The organism is Sphingomonas faeni, from assembly GCF_024273235.1.
GTDB lineage: Bacteria > Pseudomonadota > Alphaproteobacteria > Sphingomonadales > Sphingomonadaceae > Sphingomonas > Sphingomonas faeni_A.
On the sequence record NZ_JANBVH010000002.1, the window covers coordinates 151,517 to 170,644 of the forward strand.

Consider the following 19,128-nt stretch of genomic DNA (forward strand, 5'->3'; position numbering starts at 1 on the left):
CGCGCGGGGTTGCCATCACGCACCCCGTATCGCCATAGGCGCGCGTTCACGGAGAACATGCGATGCACACGAACGCTGGCGGCCCCGCGCTGGGGCTGGATTTCGGCACGACCAACAGCGTCGTGGCTCTCGGGACCAAAAATGGCACCCCGGAACTGGTGACGTTCGCCGCCCCTGCCGAGACGAGCCCGGTGTTTCGCTCGGCTTTGTGCTTCTGGCAGGACGACAGCGGCAAGGGGCTCGCGTCGGATGCCGGGCCGTGGGCGATCGCGGAATATATGGAATATCCGCTCGACAGCCGGTTCATCCAGTCGTTCAAGTCGGTCGCGGCGATGAAGACGTTCGAGCAGGCCTCGGTCTTCGACAAGCGATACCGCTTCGAGGAGATGGGCAAGCTGTTCCTCGACAAGCTGATTTCGCATGCGGGCGGCAAGCTCGACACGCGGCCGCACCGGATCGTGGTGGGCCGGCCGGTCGAATATGCCGGCGCGCGGCCCGACGAGGCTTTGGCACGTACCCGCTATGACGCGATGTTCAAGGGTTTCGGCGCGGAGATCCATTATGTCTACGAACCGCTTGGCGCGGCGTACAGCTACGCGACACGGCTGACCGAGCCTGCGACGATTCTCGTGGCCGATTTCGGCGGCGGTACGAGCGATTTCTCGGTGGTGCGGGTGGCCGAGCCGGGGGCGGCGCGACGCTGTACGCCGCTCGGGCATGCGGGCGTCGGGATTGCGGGCGATCGGTTCGATTACCGGATCCTCGACCGGCTGGTGCTGCCGATGCTGGGCAAGGGCGGCGCGTACAAGTCGTTCGGCAAGGAACTGGAGATTCCACGCGCGTATTTCGCCGATTTCGCGGACTGGTCCAGGCTCGCGCTGATGCGCAATCGCAAGACAATGACCGAGCTGGAGCGGTTGCAGAAGACGGCGGTCGATCCGGACTCGATCGGGCGGATGATCGCGGTGATCGAGAACGAACTGGGCTATCCGCTGTACGATGCGGTCGGGTCGCTCAAGCGCGCGCTGTCGAGCGGCGAGGACGCGCATTTCCACTTTACGGGCGCGGGGCTGGAGATCGAGGCCGACGTGACGCGGGCGCAGTTCGAGGGCTGGATCGCCGACGACGTGGTGCGGATCGAGGCGGCGGTCGACCGGGCCTTGGAAGTCGCGAACGTCGGTGGCGGCGAGATCGACCGGGTGTTCCTGACTGGCGGGTCGTCGCTGATCCCGCGCATCCGGCGGATCTTCGTCGAGCGGTTCGGCGAGGCGGCGATCATGAGCGGCGGCGAGCTGACCTCGATCGCGCACGGGCTGGCCTTGATCGGCGAGCAGGACGATATCGCGGCGTGGTCCGCATGATCCCGCGCGTGCTGCTCGGAACGGCGCAGGTGCCTGGTGGGGGTGAGCTTCGGTTGCTCCAGCGGGGCGCGGAGTTCTCGATCATGCTCGGCGCGAACGAGTTGATGAACAGTCGGTTGAGCGGGTCGGAAGAGGCGCTGGCGGAGCAGGCTTGCGATCGGATCGGCGACCGGCTTGGTGTGCGGATGCTGATCGGCGGGCTCGGGATGGGCTTTACGCTTCGTGCGGCGCTTGGCCGGCTTGGCCCTGACGCGGAGGTGGCGGTCGCGGAGATCGTGCCGGCGGTGATCGAGTGGGCGCGAGGGCCGATGGTGGCGCTGCATGGCGATAGCCTGACCGATCCGCGGACCCGGATTTTCGAGGGCGACGTCGCTGCGGCGATTGCGGAGGGCGATTGGGACGCGATCCTGCTCGACGTCGATAACGGCCCGGACGGGATTTCGCGGCCGGGGAACGATCGGCTTTATGGCGCGCGGGGATTGTCTCTGGCGCGGGCGGCTTTGCGGTCGGGGGGCGTGCTGGCGGTGTGGTCGTCGGCACCGAGCAAACCGTTCGCTACCCGTCTTGCCGAAGCGGGGTTCGCGGTCGACGAGGTGATCGCGCGGGCGACGCGGAAAGGCGGGGCGCGGCATATGATCTGGTTCGCTACCAAGGCATGATCTGGCGCTGGGCCGTGTTGATCGCGCTGTCGGCGGTGATCGCGGGGCTGCTGGAGCTGGTCGGACTGCCCGCGGGGTTGTTGCTGGGGCCGATGATCGCGGCGGTGGTGCTGGCGGTGCGCGGGTGGTCGCTGACTGTTCCCACATCAGCTTTCCGAGGCGCGCAGGCGGCGGTGGGGACGCTGATCGCGGGGTCGATCACGACCGGGATCGTCGCGACGGTGGCGGATCACTGGCCGGTGTTCCTGATGGTCAATTTCGTCACGCTCGCGGCCAGCAGCGTGCTCGGATATTTGCTGAGCCGGTGGCAGGTGTTGCCCGGCACTGTCGCGGTGTGGGGATCGACGCCCGGCGCGGCGAGCGCGATGGTATTGATGGCGCAGGCCTATGGCGCGGACTCGCGGCTGGTCGCGGTGATGACCTATACCCGGGTGGTCAGCGTGGCGGTGGTCGCTTCGGTGCTGGCAGCGGTGATGGTCGGTGGCGGGAGCGGGCACCACCCGGTCACGTGGTTCGCGGCGGTCGATCCGCTGGTCGTGCTGCGGACGATCGGTGTCGCCGGCGTCGGGGCTGGCATCGGTATCGCGTTGCGGCTGCCGGCGGGCGCGCTGCTCGGGTCGCTGATCGCGGGGGCGGCGCTCAACGTCACCGGCGTGGCGCAGCCGGTGTTGCCGCAGTGGTTGCTGGCGATCAGCTATGCGGTGGTCGGTTGGCGGATCGGGCTGTCGTTCACGCGCGATACGCTGCGGGTGGCGGGGAGGGCCATGCCGCGGATCCTGTTGTCGGTGGCGCTGCTGATCGCGTTTTGCGGCGGGATCGCGGCGGCATTGGCGCGGTGGTGGGGCGTGGATCCGGTGACGGCGTATCTGGCGACTAGCCCTGGGGGGATGGATTCTGTGGCGATCATCGCTGCGTCTAGTCCGGTGGACGTGCCGTTCGTGATGGCGCTTCAGGTGATGCGGTTTCTGGGGGTGCTGGTGATCGGGCCGCCGCTCGCGAAGTTCGTGGCCACGCGGCAGGGCGGTGTGCCGCCGCCGGGTATTCCGACCTAGATCTGATCCTCCCCCGCAAGGGGGAGGTGGCTGGCGCTTGCCAGACGGAGGGGGAGGAAAGGGAAACCTCTGTTCCGTATCCTCCCCCTCCGTCGCCTTCGGCGCCACCTCCCCCTGGCGGGGGAGGATCACAGGTTACCCCTTGGCCGGGCGATACGCTTCTACGTCGATCTCGTGGCGCTTGAGTTTGTCGTAGAACGTCTTTCGCGGGATGCCGAGCGCGGCGAGCGCGGAGCGGACGTCGCCGTTGACCTGTTGCAGGGTCGCGCGGATCGTGGCTTCCTCGAACTTGTCGACGCGGGCGGGGAGGGGGATGTCGCTGTCCTCGTCGACCGGGTCTTCGGCCTCGACGCGGAGGACTAGGCGCTTGGCGAGGTTGTCGAGTTCGCGGACGTTGCCGGGCCAGTCGTGCTGGGCGAGATAGGCGAGCGTTGCGGTGTCGATCGTCGGGACCTCGCGGCCGAACCGCTCCGCCGCTTGGTGGAGCAGGTGGCCGAACAACAGCGGTATGTCGTCGCGGCGTTCTCGCAAGGGCGGGATGCGCAGGCGTACCGCGTCGAGGCGGAACAGGAGGTCGGCGCGGAACCGGCCTTCCTCGACAGCCTGTTCGAGGCCGGGTTTTGCCGCGGCGATCACGCGCAAGTCCAGCGCGCGCGGCAGGTCGCCACCGACCGGCATGACCTCGCGCTCCTCCAGCACGCGGAGCAGTTTCGCCTGAAACGCCGGCAGCGTGCTCTCAATCTCGTCGAGGAACAGCGTGCCGCGGTTCGAGGCCTCGATCCGGCCGGTGCGGGGGAGGCGAGAGTCGCCGTCGTGGCCGAACAGCTCGATCTCCGCGACTGCCTCGGGCAGCGCGGCGCAGTTGACTGCGACGAACGGTCGCGAGCGACGGTTGCTCCAGCGATGGAGGAGGACTGCGACGAGTTCCTTGCCGGTGCCGGTCTCTCCCTCGATCAGCACGTCGATATCGGCCTGGGCGATCTGGCGCATCGTCTCGCGCAGGCGGACCATCACCGGGGTTTCGCCGATCAGGGGTTCGGCGCCGATCGTCTCCTCGGCGGCGGCGCGGAGACGGCGGTTGTCGAGGACGAGGCGGCGCATTTCGAGCGCCCGGCGTGCCCCCGCAATCAGATGGTCCGTCGCGAACGGCTTCGGGATGAAATCGAATGCGCCGTTCTTGAGCGCGGCGACCGCCATCGCGACGTCGCCGTGGCCGGTCATCAGCAGCACCGGGATCTCGTGGTCGATCGCGGCGATCCGGCGGAAGAGTTCGAGGCCGTCCATCTTCGGCATGCGGATGTCGGACACCACCGCGCCGTCGAACCCGGCGGTCACGCGGGCGAGCGCGATGGTCGGATCGCGCTCGGCGATCACCGCGATTCCGGCCAGTTCGAACGATTGTTCGAGCGCGCCGCGCAACACGTCGTCGTCGTCGACGAGCAATACCGCTTGCTCGCTCATGCCTTCACCAGGATCATACGGAAAATGGCGCCTTCGGGTGCTGGGACGAGGTCGAGCGTGCCGCCGAACTCGGTCATGATGTCGCGCGCGATGCCGAGGCCGAGCCCGAGGCCGTCCTTCTTGCTCGTCGCGAACGGGGTGAAGAGGTGGTCGGCGATCGCGGCGTCGATGCCGGGGCCGTTGTCGGCGACGGTCAGCACGACGTCGCGGCCTTTCCTGCCGACGGTGACGCTGACGCGGGCATCGCGCCGGTCGGCGACCGCATCGAGCGCGTTCTGGAGGAGGTTGACGAGGACCTGCTCGAGGCGGACGCGGCCGGCGATGACCGTCAGCCGCGCCTCGGGCCCGGTGGGGAGGTCGAGCGCCACGCCCTTCGCGCGGAAGCGGTCGCCGATCAGCAGGCGGACGCCGTCGATCGCCTCGTCGAGCGCCACGGGACCGATCGAGCCTGCGCCGCGTCTCGCATAACGCCTGAGGCCTGCGGTGATCGTGCCGATCCGGCTGGTGAGGTCGACGATCGACTGCAGGTTGGTCGCCGCACGCGCCGGTTCGCCGCGGTCGAGGAAGGCGGCGGCGTTGTCGGCGAAGGTGCGGATCGCGGCGACCGGCTGGTTGATCTCGTGCGCGACGCTGGCGGTGATCGTGCCGATCGAGCCGACGCGGTTGGCATGCGCCAGTTCCTCGCGCGCCTGGCGGAATCGCTGGTCGGAGGCCTCGCGCTGTTCCACCTCGATCTGGAGGCGATCGGCGGTAGCCCGAAGCTCGGCGGTGCGGCGCGCGACCTCCGCCTCGAGTTCGGCGCGCGCGCCCGCGTTGCGCTTGCGCCGTTCGTAGAGCCACCACGCGGCCAGCATCGCCGCGATCGTCGCCAGCGCCGCGATCGCGGTCGCCCAGCGCGTTCGGGCCGCGGCGGTGCGCAGCGCGGCGTCGAGCGGCTCCATATGCACCAGCCGCCAGCCCGCGATCGGCACCGGCAGCGACACCGTCACCGCCGGCGTCCCGTCCGAAAGACGCGCGCGATCCTCGTCGAGCAGGAGCGGTGCGGGCGCGAGCGGCGAGTATCCAAACTGGCGGGTGGCGATCAGGGCGGTACGGCGCGCGGGCGCAAGCGGGCGCGTGGTGCGGAATTGCAGCGTCGGGTCGCTGGAGATCAGGATGATGCCGTCCGCATCGGTGACGAAGGTCGCCATGTGGTCCTGGATCCACGCGCGGGCGATCTTGCCGAACTCGACCTTGACCACGACCACGCCAAGCGGCCGTCCGTCACGGTCGATCCGTCGCGAGAGATAGAGACCGGGGCGCCCGCTGACACTGCCGAGCGCGAAGAACTCGGTCGCGCCCGATGCCATGGCCTTGGTGAAATATTCGCGGAACCGATAGTCGTGGCCGAGGAAGCTGTCGGGCCGCGCGGCGTTCGACGCGGCGATCGTCATCCCCTGCGTGTCGAGCGCGTAGATCACGGGTGCGCCGGTACGCTCCGCCAGCATCGCCAGCTTTTCGTTGAGCGCCGGGTCGACTCGTCCGGATGCGAGCGCGGCGCGTACCGCGGGATATTCGCCGAGCATGACCGGGAGCAGGCGATAGGTCTGCAACTCGGCTTCGAGCAGGCGGAGGTTGCTCCGCGTCTGCTGCACCGCGCGCATCCGGACGCTGGCGGTGACGTCCGCGACGGCGCGCGGACCATAGATCGAGGCGACTCCGGCGACGATCACGCCCAGCGCGGCGAACGCCAGCAACACCGTCAGCGCGATGATGAACAGGGGGGATCGGAGCCGCGCCATTTGTGCGGATTATCACACACGAACCGGGTCCGCCATCACCGAAACGCGGCATTTTTCGCACATCAGAAAACTCGGTATGCTCACAAACCACGCAAAACCAACGTTTTATGCCGAATGCGGCGTAGTCTTGTAGTCCCCGGTTCGGCCCGGCATTACCGTCGCCATAAACGTCCCCAGGCAGTGGACGAGGTTTTCAGGAGGCGATGTTGACCCTACCATCCCAGACATATGGTGTTGCGGAAACGCCCGCGCGCAAGCGCTGGAGCGGCCAGCTATATATCCAGGTGCTGATCGCGATCGCGCTTGGCGCGGCGCTCGGACATTTCTATCCGACCTATGGCGCGGCGCTGAAGCCGCTCGGCGATGCGTTCATCAAGCTGGTGAAGATGATCATCGCGCCGGTGATCTTCCTGACGCTCGTCACCGGCATCGCCGGGATGAAGGAACTGGGTTCGGTCGGCCGCGTCGCGGGCAAGGCGTTCGCCTACTTCCTGTTCTTCTCGACGCTGGCGCTGATCGTCGGGCTTATCGTCGCCAACGTCGTCCAGCCGGGCGCGGGGATGAACATCGACGCCGCCACGCTCGATACCAAGGGCATCGCCGACTATACCGTGAAGGCGCACGAGACGACGATCACCGGGTTCCTGATGAGCATCATCCCGGACACGATGGTCAGCGCGTTCACCGATGGTAACATCCTCCAGATCCTGCTGATCGCGATCCTGTTCGGCATCTCGCTGAGCCTGGTCGGCGAGCCTGCCAAGCCGGTGCTGAACTTCCTCGAGCGCCTCAGCCTGATCGTCTTCAAGCTGGTCGGCATTCTGATGCGCGCAGCCCCGCTCGGTGCGTTCGGTGCGATCGCCTTTACGATCGGTAAGTACGGGATCGGCAGCCTCGCCAATCTCGGCGCGCTGGTCGCGACCTTCTACCTGACCGCGATCCTGTTCGTGGTGGTCATCCTCGGCACCGTCGCGCGGCTGACGGGTTTCTCGATCTTCAAGCTGATCAAGTACCTGAAGGCCGAACTGCTGCTGGTGCTCGGCACGTCGTCGTCGGAAGCGGCCTTGCCGAACCTGATCCAGAAGATGGAGGCGGCAGGCTGCGAGAAGTCCGTCGTCGGGCTGGTCGTGCCGACCGGCTATTCGTTCAACCTCGACGGCACCAACATCTACATGACGCTGGCGGCGCTGTTCATCGCGCAGGCGACCAACACGCATTTGACACTCGGCCAGGAGCTGTTGCTGCTGGTCGTGGCGATGGTCTCTTCGAAGGGTGCGGCGGGCGTTACCGGCGCGGGCTTCATCACGCTGGCGGCCACGCTGTCGATCGTGCCGACCGTGCCGATCGCCGGCATGGCGCTGATCCTCGGCGTCGATCGCTTCATGAGCGAGTGCCGCAGCCTGACCAACTTCATCGGCAACGCGGTCGCGACGATCGTCGTGGCCCGCTGGGAAGGTGCACTCGACCGCGACAAGCTTGATGCCGCCTTGTCGGGCAAGCTGCCCGAGCTGGCGCCGGCCCAGGCGTCCGCCACTACGACGGCTGCCCCCGCAATCGTCTAAAATGAGGGTGGCAGTCGCGCGGCAGCGGGCAGCCACCCCAGCAGTTCGAGGTGCTTTTATGATCCGTCCGTCCATCGGTGGAGCGCTGTGCGCGCTCGCCTCCTCCTTGCTCGCGTCCACCGCTATCGCCCAGACGGCGGGAGTTCAGACCGCCCCGGCAACCGATCCCGTGGCGGCTGAGCCGGCGGCCGATCCCGCCCCTCTCTCGGGTGGCGTCTCCGCAGGCGCGCCCGCAACGGCCCCGCGCCAGCTGCGGGCGCGGCGCAATCCCGTTTCGAAGGACCAGTCGGCCAGCGCTGCGTCGTCGCCGATCGCCGAGAGCTATCCCAATGCCGCGATCGGCGACGGGACGACCGCGGGCGGCTATAACCAGTCGCGCTGGGCGGAGGACTGGTCGAAGCTGCGCGATCCGGCCAAGCGCAAGGACATCGTCGACCGGCTGAAGTTCATCCCGATCGCCGCGGATGGCGAGGTGTATCTCACGCTGTCGGGCGAGGCGCGGTTGCGCGTCAACCAGACCACCAACCCCAATCTGCGCGATGCCGAAGCGCAGCGGCAGGATATCCTGCGCCTGTTCGGCGGTGCCGATCTGCATGTCGGCGAGCATTTCCGGTTCTACGGGGAATTGGCGCACGGCACGTTGGAGGGGCAGAATCTCGGCACCGCATTGCCCAATCTGCGCAACAAGCTGGCGGTGCAGCAGGCGTTCGTCGACGTGACCGGGACGGTCGCCGATGTCGATCTGGGCGTGCGTTATGGTCGCCAGACCTTCGCCGACGGGCCGAACCTGCTGGTCGTGCCGCGCGACAACAACACGCTGTATTTCGGGTTCAACGGCTTCCGCGCCTGGGCGCGAACGGCCGGAGTCCGCGCCGACGTGTTCGATTTCAAGCCGACCGCGTATGGCAATGGCGGAACACAGGACGACAATGCCGAGAGCGATCGGCGGTTCACGGGTATCTCGACCGGGGTCGTCGTGCCCGAATCGCTGTTCGGCGGATCGAAGCTGTACGTCGACCCCTTCCTCTGGCGGCTGCGCGATCGCTCGGCGACGTGGGGCACCGACACCGCGCGCGAGGTGCGCAACTTCTATGGCCTGCACATCTGGGGCGATGCGGGGCCGGTCAACCTCGACTGGACGATCAACTATCAGGGCGGCAGCTACGACAACCGCTCGATCAAGGCGTGGCTATTGCTGGCGGGGCAGACCTATCGGCTCGGCAAGGGCAAGAATGCGCCGCGCGTCGGCTTCCATGCGGATTACGCCAGCGGTGGTGGTGCGTATGGCACCGGCACGCTGCGCAACTCGCTCGCGCCGTTCGGCAACAATATCTATTACAGCTATCAGCTGTTCGCGACGCCGACCAATCTGATCGCGGTCGCGCCGAACTTCAGCTTCACCACGCTCGGCAAGCTGCGGCTGACCGCGGAATACCAGCTGTCGTGGCGCGATACGACGAGCGATGCTGTGTACCGTGCCAACGGCTCCGCGTTCGCCGGCACGCAGAATTTCGGGGGCAAGAAGATCGCCGATACGATCCGGTTCCAGGCGGTGTATCCGATCAGCTCGCGGCTGTCGTTCACCGGGCGGTACGAGCATCTGATCGCGGGGCCGGCGCTGACCAATGCCGGGTATAAGAACTCCGACTTCCTGGCCGGGTGGATCAGCTACCGGTTCTGATGTGCTCCCCTTCCTGAAGGCGAGGGCTGTCTGACATTTTCTCCCCTCCCTGGAAGGGAGGGGCTGGGGGTGGGTAGGCTTCCGCATAATCGAACGCGAGTGGCTCAAACTGGCCGACCCACCCCCGACCCCTCCCTTTCAGGTAGGGGGGAAGAAGTTGGATACCGGCTGGATTAACCCGCGTCGCTCCGAATAGCGTTTTCTCTGCTTTCGACCATACCGGTCCTTCAATTCCTCGATCGACTGTGGCACATGGGCTCCATCATCAGGAGCACATGGCCATGGATCTCAGCTTCACGCCCGAAGAAGAATCGTTCCGCGACGAAGTCCGCGTGTTCTTCCGCGACAAACTCCCCGCGCGTCTCTCGACGCTGGTCCGCGAAGGCAAGCGCCTCCGCAAATCGGACATGGAGGAATGGCACGCGATCCTGAACGAGCGCGGCTGGCTGGCGAACCATTGGCCCGAGGAATGGGGCGGGCCGGGCTGGAGCGTGATCCAGCGTTTCATCTTCGACAATGAATCCGCGCTCGCGCACGCCCCCCGCGTGGTGCCGTTCGGCGTCAACATGCTTGGCCCGGTGCTGATCAAATACGGCTCCGAGGAGCAGAAGAAGCATTGGTTGCCGCGCATTCTCGATGGCTCCGACTGGTGGTGCCAGGGGTATTCTGAGCCGGGTGCGGGGTCCGATCTTGCGGGCCTCAAGACGACGGCCGTGCGGAAGGGCGACGTCTATGTCGTCAACGGCCAGAAGACCTGGACGACGCTCGGCCAGCATGCCGACATGATCTTCTGCCTCGTGCGTACCGACCCGGCGGCGAAGAAGCAGGAGGGGATCTCGTTCCTGCTGATCGACATGAAGTCGCCCGGCATCGAAGTCCGCCCGATCACGCTGATCGACGGCGAGCAGGAGGTGAACGAGGTGTTCTTCACCGATGTCGAGGTGCCGGTGGCGAACCTCGTCGGCGAGGAAAATCTCGGCTGGACCTACGCCAAGTATCTGCTGACCTATGAGCGCACCAACATCGCCGGCGTCGGCTTCTCGATCGCCTCGTTCGAGCGGCTGAAGGAAGTCGCGCAGATGCAGAAGAAGGGCGGGCGAGCCTTGGCGGACGATCCGTTGTTCGCCGCGAGGATGGCGCGGGTGGAGATCGATCTCGCGAACATGCAGACGACCAACCTGCGCGTGCTGGCGGCGGTCGCCGGTGGCGGTGCGCCGGGGGCGGAGAGTTCGATGCTCAAGATCAAGGGCACCGAGATTCGCCAGGAGATCACCTCGCTGACTCGCCGCGCCTATGGATCGTATGCGGCGCCCTACATACCCGAGGCTCTGGAGGCCGGATGGAACGGCGAGGATGTCGGCCCGGAGGATGCGGCGATGGCGGCGCCGAGCTATTTCAACAACCGAAAGCTGTCGATCTTCGGCGGGTCGAACGAGATCCAGAAGAACATCATCTCCAAAGCCATCCTGGGTCTCTGATCACATGAACTTCGAACACACCGACGACCGCCGCATGCTCGCCGACACCCTCGTCCGCGCGCTGCGTGACGGCTATGCGATCGATACGCGCAATGCGGGCGCTTACAGCGAGGCGGGGTACGACCCGGCGGTCTGGCAGCAGTTGAACGAACTCGGGATCGTCTCGGCCTTGTTCGACGAGGCGGCGGGCGGTTTCGGCGGCAGCGGGTTCGACATCATGGTGGTGTTCGAGGCACTCGGCCGCGCACTGGTGGTCGAGCCGTTTCTGGGCGCGCTGATGGCCGGGCGGGCGTTGGCGAAGGCCGGCGGACAGGACGATATGCTGGCCGGGATCGTGTCCGGCGAGACGATCGCGGCATTCGCGCAGGAGGATGGCGCGACGCCGGTGACCGCGACGAAGAGCGGCGATGGCTGGACGCTGAGCGGGACGAAGGCGGTCGTGCCGCAGGCGGGTGCGGCGTCGGTGTTCGTCGTGGTGGTCGAGCAGGACGGCGATCCGCTGGTACTGGTCGTGCCCGCGGACACGGCGGGCGTGTCGGTGCGGAGCTACAACATCGTCGAGGGCGGTGCAGCCGGCGACGTGACGTTCGACGACGCGACGCTGGGTGCGGAAGCGCGACTGGGTGGTGACGGGCAGGGTCAGGCGATCGTCGACGCGGCGGTCGGTGCGGGGCTGCTCGCGCTGTCGGCCGAGGCGGTCGGGGCGATGGAGTTCGTCAAGGAGGCGACGCTCGGCTACCTTCGCGACCGGAAGCAGTTCGGCGTGCCGATCGGCAAGTTCCAGGCGCTCCAGCACCGCATGGCGACGGTTCTGCTGGAGATCGAGCAGGCGCAGTCGGCGGTGATCAACGCGGCGTCGGCGTTCGACGGCGACGATGCGAAGGCGCGCGCGCGGGCGCTGGCGGCGGCGAAATATACGATCGGGCGGACGGGGGCTCTCGTGGCGGAGGAGTCGATCCAGCTGCACGGCGGGATCGGGATGACGTGGGAATATGCGGTGTCGCACTATGCCAAGCGGTTGGTGATGATCGACCACCAGCTCGGCGACGAGGATTATCACCTGCAACGGTATATCGCGCTGGGTTGAGGCAGGTTGGCTGGCGAAGTTCAAGCCGAACCACACGGTAATTGCGGCTAAGTTTAGCCCAGACCACAACGCGTTCCCCTCCCTGGAAGGGAGGGGCTAGGGGTGGGCTGCTTGGGATACTCAGCGCCAGCCAACCGGCCGACCCACCCCCAACCCCTCCCTTCCAGGGAAGGGAGCAGGTTGGTACTTGGTCTCGGTCGGCATGCTTTTTACTGGGCCACTATGAGCCTTCTGCCGGGACGATTTGAGCTGGCCCCGTCTCGGCTGGCCCCGTCTCGGCTGGCCCCGTCTCGGCTGGCCCCGTCTCGGCTGGCCCCGTCTCGGCTGGCCCCGTCTCGGCCGCCCCACCCCCACAGCTTAAGGGAGGGGAATGCGTCAGGCCCGGGGTTCGGTTTCGGTCAGATCACGTTCCGCGAAATCCCGCTCGATCGTCGTGCGCGACCGGATCATCGGGCGCAATCGTACCCCAAGACAGATCACCGTCGGCCAGAGCAGCGTGTTGACGATATCCAGCGAGGTATCCTCCCAGCGCCACGAGCCGAAGTTCAGGCGGTCCATGATCTCGTTGAAGGCCTCGCCGGCGGCGACGACGTACCAGGGGATGAACGTGCCGAACGAGCGGCGCGTGATCAGGCGCGCGATCATCAGCAGCGCCATGCCGGCATGAATGTGAAGAATGATGTCGGGCAGGCCGGTGCCGTCGCCGATCGCGTCGATCATCTGGTGGTAGAGTTTGGGGATCAACGCGCTGCTCCGGATCGGCGATGCTGCCGTGCAACATCGATCTATACGGCGCTCATTCGAGAGCGGCAATCGCAGGCGGCGTGGCGCCGAGCATCAATGGTTTCAACTCGCCGATCGTCGCGTCCAGCCAGGCGATGAACCGGTCGATCCGCGCGATCCGGCGGACGTCGCGGTGGACGACGAGCCAGAAAGAGCGCTGGATATCCACCGCTTCGGGCAACATGCGCACCAGCCCCGGCACCCGGTCGCCGATGAAGCAGGGCAGGATTCCGCAGCCGGCCCCTGCGGCGATCAGTTCGGCCTGCGCGACGATGCTCGAACTGCGGATCGAGGCATCGAGCCGGCCGTCGATCTCCGCCAGATAGCGGAGTTCGGGGGCGTAGATCATGTCGGGGACGTAGCCGATGAGGCGGTGGCGCATCAGGTCCGCGGTGGTCGCGATCGGCCCGGTCCGCGCGAGGTGATCGGGATGCGCGTAGAGGCCAAGGTGATAGTCGGTGAGCTTGCGCGCGACCAGCGGGCCGCTCTTCGGGCGGGCGAGCATGACGGCGATATCCGCTTCGCGCCGCGATGGGTTGAGGAAGCCAGTTGACGCGATCAGGTCGACCGCGATGCGCGGATGCTGGTTGGTGAACGACGCGAGGCGCGGCGCGAGGATGCGGCTGCCGAATCCTTCGGACACGCTCAACCGGATCGGGCCTGCGAGCACGCCTGCGTCGTTGCCGACCACTTCCTGGATTCCAAGCGCGGATGCCTCCATCGTCTCGGCGTGTTCCAACAGCGCCGCGCCGCGTTCGGTCAACGCGTAGCCCGCTACGGTCTGCTCGAACAATGTAGTCTGGAGTCGCCGCTCGAGGCGTTGCAGCCGCCGCGAGACCGTGGTCGCGTCCTGCCCGAGTAGTTTCGCGGCCGGGCCGAGCCGATGCGTGCGTGCCAGAGCGAGGAAATACCGAACGTCATCCCAGTCCATGAACGCTTCGTCCCATGCTGCATATCTGCAGAGCGAATCTGCAAACAGCCCCACTTGGCTGCGAAACGCTTATGGCGGACGATGCTTGCAACTAGAAGAGGATGCCCATGCGGACCATCGAGAATTTCGTGAGCGGTGCGGCGAGCAAAGCGGAGCGCTTCGGCGACGTGTTCGACCCGAATTCGGGCGAGGTGCAGGCGCGGGTGCGGCTGTCGGGTGCGGTCGATCTGGATGCGGCGGTCGCGGCCGCGCAAAAGGCGCAGCCGGCCTGGGCCGCAACCAACCCGCAGCGCCGTGCTCGCGTGATGTTCGAGTTCAAGCGGCTCGTCGAAGCCAATATGGACGAACTCGCGCGGCTGCTCTCGTCCGAGCATGGCAAGGTAATCGCGGATTCGAAGGGCGATATCCAGCGCGGGCTCGAGGTGATCGAGTTCTGCTGCGGCATCCCACACATCCTCAAGGGCGAATATACGCAGGGCGCGGGCCCAGGGATCGACGTCTATTCGATGCGCCAGCCGCTGGGCATCGGCGCCGGCATCACGCCGTTCAATTTCCCGGCGATGATCCCTCTGTGGATGTCGGGCGTCGCGATCGCCACCGGCAACGCGTTCATCCTCAAGCCGTCCGAGCGCGATCCTTCGGTGCCGGTGCGGCTCGGCGAATTGTTCGTCGAGGCGGGGCTGCCCGAGGGTATCTTCCAGGTCGTCCACGGTGACAAGGAGATGGTCGACGCGATCCTCGATCATCCGGCGATCTCGGCGGTGAGCTTCGTCGGATCGTCCGATATCGCGCACTACGTGTACCGCCGCGGCGTGGAGGCGGGGAAGCGCGTCCAGGCGATGGGCGGCGCGAAGAACCACGGCATCGTCATGCCTGACGCGGACCTCGACCAGGTCGTCGCCGATCTGTCGGGCGCCGCTTTCGGCTCGGCGGGCGAGCGCTGCATGGCGCTGCCGGTAGTGGTGCCGGTCGGCGAGAAGACCGCGATCGCGCTGCGCGAGAAGCTGATCCCGGCGATCGCTGCTTTGCGGGTTGGCGTTTCGACCGACAACGATGCGCATTACGGTCCGGTCGTGAATGCGGCGCATCGCAGCCGAATCGAGAACTGGATCCAGACCGGTGTCGACGAGGGGGCGGAGCTGGTCGTCGACGGGCGCGGGTTTGCGCTTCAGGGGCATGAGAAGGGTTTCTTCATCGGGCCGTCGCTGTTCGATCACGTGACGACGGAGATGTCGGCGTACAAGGAGGAGATCTTCGGGCCGGTCCTGCAGATCGTCCGCGCCGCCGATTTCGAGGAAGCCGTGCGCCTGCCGAGCGAGCATCAATACGGCAACGGCGTCGCGATCTTCACGCGCAACGGCCACGCCGCGCGCGAGTTCGCGGCAAGGGTGAACGTCGGGATGGTGGGCATCAACGTGCCGATCCCGGTGCCGGTCGCGTATCATACGTTCGGCGGGTGGAAGCGTTCGGCGTTCGGCGACACCAACCAGCATGGCATGGAGGGCGTGAAGTTCTGGACCAAGGTCAAGACCATCACGCAGCGCTGGCCGGACGGTTCCGCGTTGCCGGCTATGGCCGAGGATGGCGGACCTGCGCGCAACAACGACGCCTTCGTTATCCCGACGATGGGGTGATGCGGCTCGCGTCGGTTGCCCTTGTCGTTCGCGATTATGACGAAGCTATTTCGTATTTCGTCGATACGCTCGGGTTCCTATTGGTCGAGGACAATGATCTCGGTGGCGGAAAGCGCTGGGTGCGCGTTGCCCCGCCGGGCGGTGGGGCGGCTCTGTTGCTTGCCCGTGCGGTCGGTGGTGAGCAGGTCGAGGCGATCGGCAAGGCGGCAGGCGGACGCGTCGCGTTCTTTCTCGAGGTCGACGATTTTCATGCGACCTACGATGCGATGCGGGAACGTGGCGTGACGTTCGTGGAGGAGCCGCGGCGGGAAACCTATGGTTGGGTCGCCGTGTTCGCGGACCTATATGGCAACCGATGGGACCTGATCGAGACGGGCGCATGAGCGCGCAGATATTGACCTTCACGTGCGAGGACCGGGTCGGTATCGTCGCTGCGGTGACCGGCGAACTTGCGGCGGCGGGCGGGTTCATCCTCGACAGCCAGCAATATGCCGATCTGGAGACCGGGCGATTCTTCATGCGCGTCGTGTTCAGCGGGGCCGAGGACGGCGAGGCGGATTTGCGCGCCCGGCTCGGCAAGGTCGGTGAGACGTTTGCGCTCGACTGGTCGCTGGTTGCCGCGGATGCGCGGCCCCGGGTTTTGATCGCGGTATCCACGACGTCGCATTGCCTGAACGATCTACTGCATCGCTGGTCGACCGGAGCGCTGCCGATCGAACCGGTCGGGGTGGTCTCGAACCACGAGACTCTCCGCGGGCTGACCGAGTGGCATGGGCTGCCGTTCCATCATCTTCCGGTCGATCCGGGCAACCGTGCCGCGCAGGAGGCGGCTTTGCTCGGCCTGTTCGAGACGAGCGGCGCGGACCTGCTGGTGCTCGCGCGGTATATGCAGGTGCTGAGCGCGGACCTGGTCGAGCGGCTGGCGGGGCGCTGCATCAACATTCACCATAGCTTCCTGCCGAGCTTCAAAGGTGCCAGGCCGTATCACCAGGCGCATGCGCGCGGCGTGAAACTGATCGGCGCCACCGCGCATTTCGTGACCAGCGACCTCGACGAGGGGCCGATCATCGAGCAGGCGGCCGAGCGCGTCGATCACCGCGCCACCGTGAGCGATCTGATCGCGATCGGTCGCGACAGCGAGGCGCAGGTGCTCGCGCGCGCGGTGGGATGGATTGCCGAGCGGCGCGTGTTGTTGAACGGCAAGCGCACCGTGGTGTTTCGATAAACGAGAGGACATGAGCGGACGACCGGAACCTGCGCCGCTCGCTGAAGGACAGATGATGAACCAGTTCGATTTGACCGACGACCAGCGCGAGATCCAGGAGCTGGCGCGCCGTTTTACCGCCGACCGGATCACGCCGCATGCAGCCGAGTGGGACGAGAAGCACATCTTTCCGCGCGAGACGATCAAGGCGGCGGCCGAGCTCGGCTTCGCGGCGATCTATGTCAGCGAGGAGAGCGGCGGGATCGCGCTCGGGCGGTTGGAAGCGGCGTTGATCATGGAGGCGATGTCGTACGGGTGTCCTTCGACGTCGGCGTTCATCAGCATCCATAATATGGCGGCGTGGATGATCGACCGGTTCGGGTCTGCGGCGGTGAAGGACAAGTATCTCCCCGATCTGGTGACGATGGACCGGCTGGCTAGCTATTGCCTGACCGAGCCGGGCTCGGGCTCGGATGCGGCGGCGCTTAAGACGCGCGCGGTGCGCGACGGCGACGACTGGATCGTGACGGGGTCTAAGCAGTTCATCTCCGGCGCGGGCGAGAACGAGGTGTATGTGACGATGGTCCGCACTGGGGAGGACGGGCCGAAGGGTATTTCGTGCCTGGTGATCGAGAAGGACATGCCGGGTGTGTCGTTCGGCGCGAACGAGAAGAAGCTCGGCTGGCATTCGCAGCCGACCCGGCAGGTGATCTTCGATGGCGTCCGCGTGCCGGCGGCGAACATGGTCGGCGGCGAGGGCGAGGGGTTCCGGATCGCGATGATGGGGCTCGATGGCGGGCGGCTGAACATCGGCGCGTGCTCGCTCGGGGGCGCGCAGCGGTGTCTCGACGAGGCGATTGCCTATACCCGCGACCGGAAACAGTTCGGCAAGCCGATCGCGGATTTCCAGAACACGCAGTTCATGCTGGCGGATATGGCGACCGAATTGGAAGCGGCGCGGGCGCTGCTGTACATGGCGGCGGCCAAGGTTACGGCGAACGCGCCCGACAAGACCAAGTTCGCGGCGATGGCGAAGCGGCTGGCGACGGATACGGGGTCTTCGGTGGTGGATCGCGCTTTGCAACTGCACGGCGGCTATGGGTATCTGCAGGATTACCCGATCGAACGCTTCTGGCGCGATCTGCGGGTGCATTCGATCCTGGAGGGGACCAACCAGGTGATGCGGATGATCGTCGGTCGCGAACTGACCCGGCAATGAGTCCGCGTAGCTGGTATCTTGATCTTCGCGCCTTTGCGCCTTCGCGTGAACAAGAAGGTTTTGATCACGCGAAGGCGCAAAGGCGCGAAGAGGTTATGCAGTGGAGCAATCGTCGTGACCGGTAATCTGATCGTTCGGAGCGAAGGGCCTGTCGGCCGGATTCGGTTGAACCGCCCTAAGGCGCTGCACGCGCTGAACCTTGCGATGTGCGCGGGCGTGCTCGAAGCGCTCGAAACATGGCGGGGCGATCCGACGGTCGAGGCGATCGTGATCGATCATGCGGAGGGGCGTGGGTTCTGCGCGGGCGGGGACATCCGGATGCTTGCCGCGTCGGGCGCGACTGACGGCGTCGAGGCGCGCGCGTTTTTCCATGCCGAGTACCGGATGAACCACCGGCTGTTCACCTATGCCAAGCCGATCGTCGCCTTCATGGACGGCATCACGATGGGCGGGGGTGTGGGGCTGGCGCTGCCTTGTCGGTTCCGGATCGCTAGCGAGAACACCAAGTTCGCGATGCCGGAGACGGGGATCGGGCTGTTTCCCGATGTCGGTGGTGGCTGGTATCTGTCGCGGCTGCCCGGGAGGATCGGGCAGTATCTGGCGCTGACCGGGCACCGGCTGGATGGCGCCGAGTGTCTCGCGCTGGGGCTGGCGACGCATTATTTGTCGAGTGACGCGGTGGAGACAGCGAAGACGCGGATCGGCGAGACGCCGCAGGATATTGCGGGGGTGCTGGACGCGTTGGCGATCTCGCCGTCCGACGCGAAGATTCTCGCGCGGAAGGACAACATCGACCGGCTGTTTGCGTCGGACGTGCTGGAGGACATCTATGCTGCGCTCGAAGCCGATGGTGGCGAATGGCCTGCGCAGACGCTCGCGACGCTCAAAACCAAGTCGCCGCAGACGATGAAGGTGTCGTTGCGGCTGCTCCACGAGGGTGCGGCGATGGCGAGTTTCGCGGACGAGATGCGGCAGGAATATGCGGTCGGTGCGCATGTCGTGCAGCGGCATGATTTCATCGAGGGCGTGCGGGCGGTGATCGTCGACAAGGACAATGCGCCGCGCTGGGATCCGGCGACGCCCGAGGCTGTGACCGATCACGTGATCGACCAAATCTTTGCGCCGTTGCCTGAGGATGAGGCCTGGACGCCGGGCTGAGTAAGAAACACGTCACCCCAGCGAAAGCTGGGGTCTCCCGATAATGATGAGACCCCAGCTTTCGCTGGGGTGACGAA

16 protein-coding genes are annotated in these 19,128 nt (G+C 66.3%); 12 read left to right on the forward strand and 4 right to left on the reverse strand.

Annotated features, from left to right (window positions below; translation table 11 throughout):
• Positions 1-62 precede the first annotated feature (62 nt).
• Genes NLI89_RS01605 through NLI89_RS01615 form a run of 3 tightly spaced genes read left to right on the forward strand, consistent with a single transcriptional unit; the run spans position 63 to position 3,072 of the window.
• Positions 63-1,361, forward strand: a complete 1,299-nt coding sequence (locus tag NLI89_RS01605) for an Hsp70 family protein (RefSeq protein WP_254685401.1) — start codon at positions 63-65, stop codon at positions 1,359-1,361.
• Positions 1,358-2,020, forward strand: coding sequence for a spermidine synthase (locus NLI89_RS01610; RefSeq protein WP_254685453.1), 663 nt, complete (start codon positions 1,358-1,360; stop codon positions 2,018-2,020). The genes NLI89_RS01605 and NLI89_RS01610 overlap by 4 nt, the downstream gene beginning before the upstream one ends.
• Positions 2,017-3,072 carry an AbrB family transcriptional regulator gene (locus NLI89_RS01615; RefSeq protein ID WP_254685402.1) on the forward strand — a complete coding sequence of 352 codons (1,056 nt, stop codon included), beginning with the start codon at positions 2,017-2,019 and terminating at the stop codon, positions 3,070-3,072. Before NLI89_RS01610 ends, NLI89_RS01615 begins: the two co-directional genes overlap by 4 nt.
• 135 nt (positions 3,073-3,207) lie before the next feature.
• On the opposite strand, the gene NLI89_RS01620 is transcribed toward NLI89_RS01615, so the two are convergent.
• Positions 3,208-4,533, reverse strand: a complete 1,326-nt coding sequence (locus NLI89_RS01620; RefSeq protein ID WP_254685403.1) for a sigma-54-dependent transcriptional regulator — start codon at positions 4,531-4,533, stop codon at positions 3,208-3,210.
• Positions 4,530-6,314 (reverse strand): sensor histidine kinase, encoded by a 1,785-nt coding sequence (locus NLI89_RS01625; protein ID WP_254685404.1) that lies wholly within the window; start codon positions 6,312-6,314, stop codon positions 4,530-4,532. The genes NLI89_RS01620 and NLI89_RS01625 overlap by 4 nt, the downstream gene beginning before the upstream one ends.
• 206 nt (positions 6,315-6,520) lie before the next feature.
• Here NLI89_RS01625 and NLI89_RS01630 point away from each other — a divergent pair, with 206 nt between their 5' ends.
• The 4 genes from NLI89_RS01630 (at position 6,521) to NLI89_RS01645 (ending at position 12,122) form a co-directional block, all read left to right on the forward strand.
• Positions 6,521-7,876 carry a dicarboxylate/amino acid:cation symporter gene (locus NLI89_RS01630; protein WP_302675552.1) on the forward strand — a complete coding sequence of 452 codons (1,356 nt, stop codon included), beginning with the start codon at positions 6,521-6,523 and terminating at the stop codon, positions 7,874-7,876.
• 58 nt (positions 7,877-7,934) lie between these two features.
• Positions 7,935-9,557: an alginate export family protein gene (locus NLI89_RS01635; RefSeq protein WP_254685405.1), complete on the forward strand. Its 1,623-nt coding sequence runs from the start codon at positions 7,935-7,937 to the stop codon at positions 9,555-9,557.
• Between the two features lie 281 nt (positions 9,558-9,838).
• A complete protein-coding gene (locus NLI89_RS01640) occupies positions 9,839-11,035 on the forward strand; it encodes an acyl-CoA dehydrogenase family protein (RefSeq protein ID WP_254685455.1) in 1,197 nt (398 codons plus the stop codon).
• A 4-nt stretch (positions 11,036-11,039) separates the two neighbouring features.
• Positions 11,040-12,122 carry an acyl-CoA dehydrogenase family protein gene (locus tag NLI89_RS01645; RefSeq protein WP_254685406.1) on the forward strand — a complete coding sequence of 361 codons (1,083 nt, stop codon included), beginning with the start codon at positions 11,040-11,042 and terminating at the stop codon, positions 12,120-12,122.
• A 375-nt stretch (positions 12,123-12,497) separates the two neighbouring features.
• Here NLI89_RS01645 and NLI89_RS01650 read toward each other — a convergent pair whose 3' ends face one another.
• Both NLI89_RS01650 and NLI89_RS01655 read right to left on the reverse strand, forming a co-directional pair.
• Positions 12,498-12,866, reverse strand: coding sequence for a hypothetical protein (locus tag NLI89_RS01650; RefSeq protein WP_254685407.1), 369 nt, complete (start codon positions 12,864-12,866; stop codon positions 12,498-12,500).
• Positions 12,867-12,918: 52 nt separating this feature from the next.
• A complete protein-coding gene (locus NLI89_RS01655; protein ID WP_254685408.1) occupies positions 12,919-13,836 on the reverse strand; it encodes a LysR family transcriptional regulator in 918 nt (305 codons plus the stop codon).
• A 107-nt stretch (positions 13,837-13,943) separates the two neighbouring features.
• On the opposite strand from NLI89_RS01655, the gene NLI89_RS01660 reads away from it, so the two are divergent.
• The 5 genes from NLI89_RS01660 (at position 13,944) to NLI89_RS01680 (ending at position 19,051) form a co-directional block, all read left to right on the forward strand.
• Positions 13,944-15,470: a CoA-acylating methylmalonate-semialdehyde dehydrogenase gene (locus NLI89_RS01660; protein ID WP_254685409.1), complete on the forward strand. Its 1,527-nt coding sequence runs from the start codon at positions 13,944-13,946 to the stop codon at positions 15,468-15,470.
• Positions 15,470-15,853 (forward strand): VOC family protein, encoded by a 384-nt coding sequence (locus NLI89_RS01665; RefSeq protein WP_254685410.1) that lies wholly within the window; start codon positions 15,470-15,472, stop codon positions 15,851-15,853. The genes NLI89_RS01660 and NLI89_RS01665 overlap by 1 nt, the downstream gene beginning before the upstream one ends.
• On the forward strand, positions 15,850-16,695 hold the full coding sequence (gene purU, locus NLI89_RS01670) for a formyltetrahydrofolate deformylase (RefSeq protein ID WP_254685411.1): 846 nt from the start codon (positions 15,850-15,852) through the stop codon (positions 16,693-16,695). Before NLI89_RS01665 ends, purU begins: the two co-directional genes overlap by 4 nt.
• A 55-nt stretch (positions 16,696-16,750) precedes the next feature.
• Positions 16,751-17,893, forward strand: coding sequence for an acyl-CoA dehydrogenase family protein (locus tag NLI89_RS01675; protein ID WP_254685456.1), 1,143 nt, complete (start codon positions 16,751-16,753; stop codon positions 17,891-17,893).
• A gap of 114 nt (positions 17,894-18,007) precedes the next feature.
• On the forward strand, positions 18,008-19,051 hold the full coding sequence (locus tag NLI89_RS01680) for an enoyl-CoA hydratase/isomerase family protein (RefSeq protein ID WP_254685412.1): 1,044 nt from the start codon (positions 18,008-18,010) through the stop codon (positions 19,049-19,051).
• Positions 19,052-19,128: the final 77 nt, after the last annotated feature.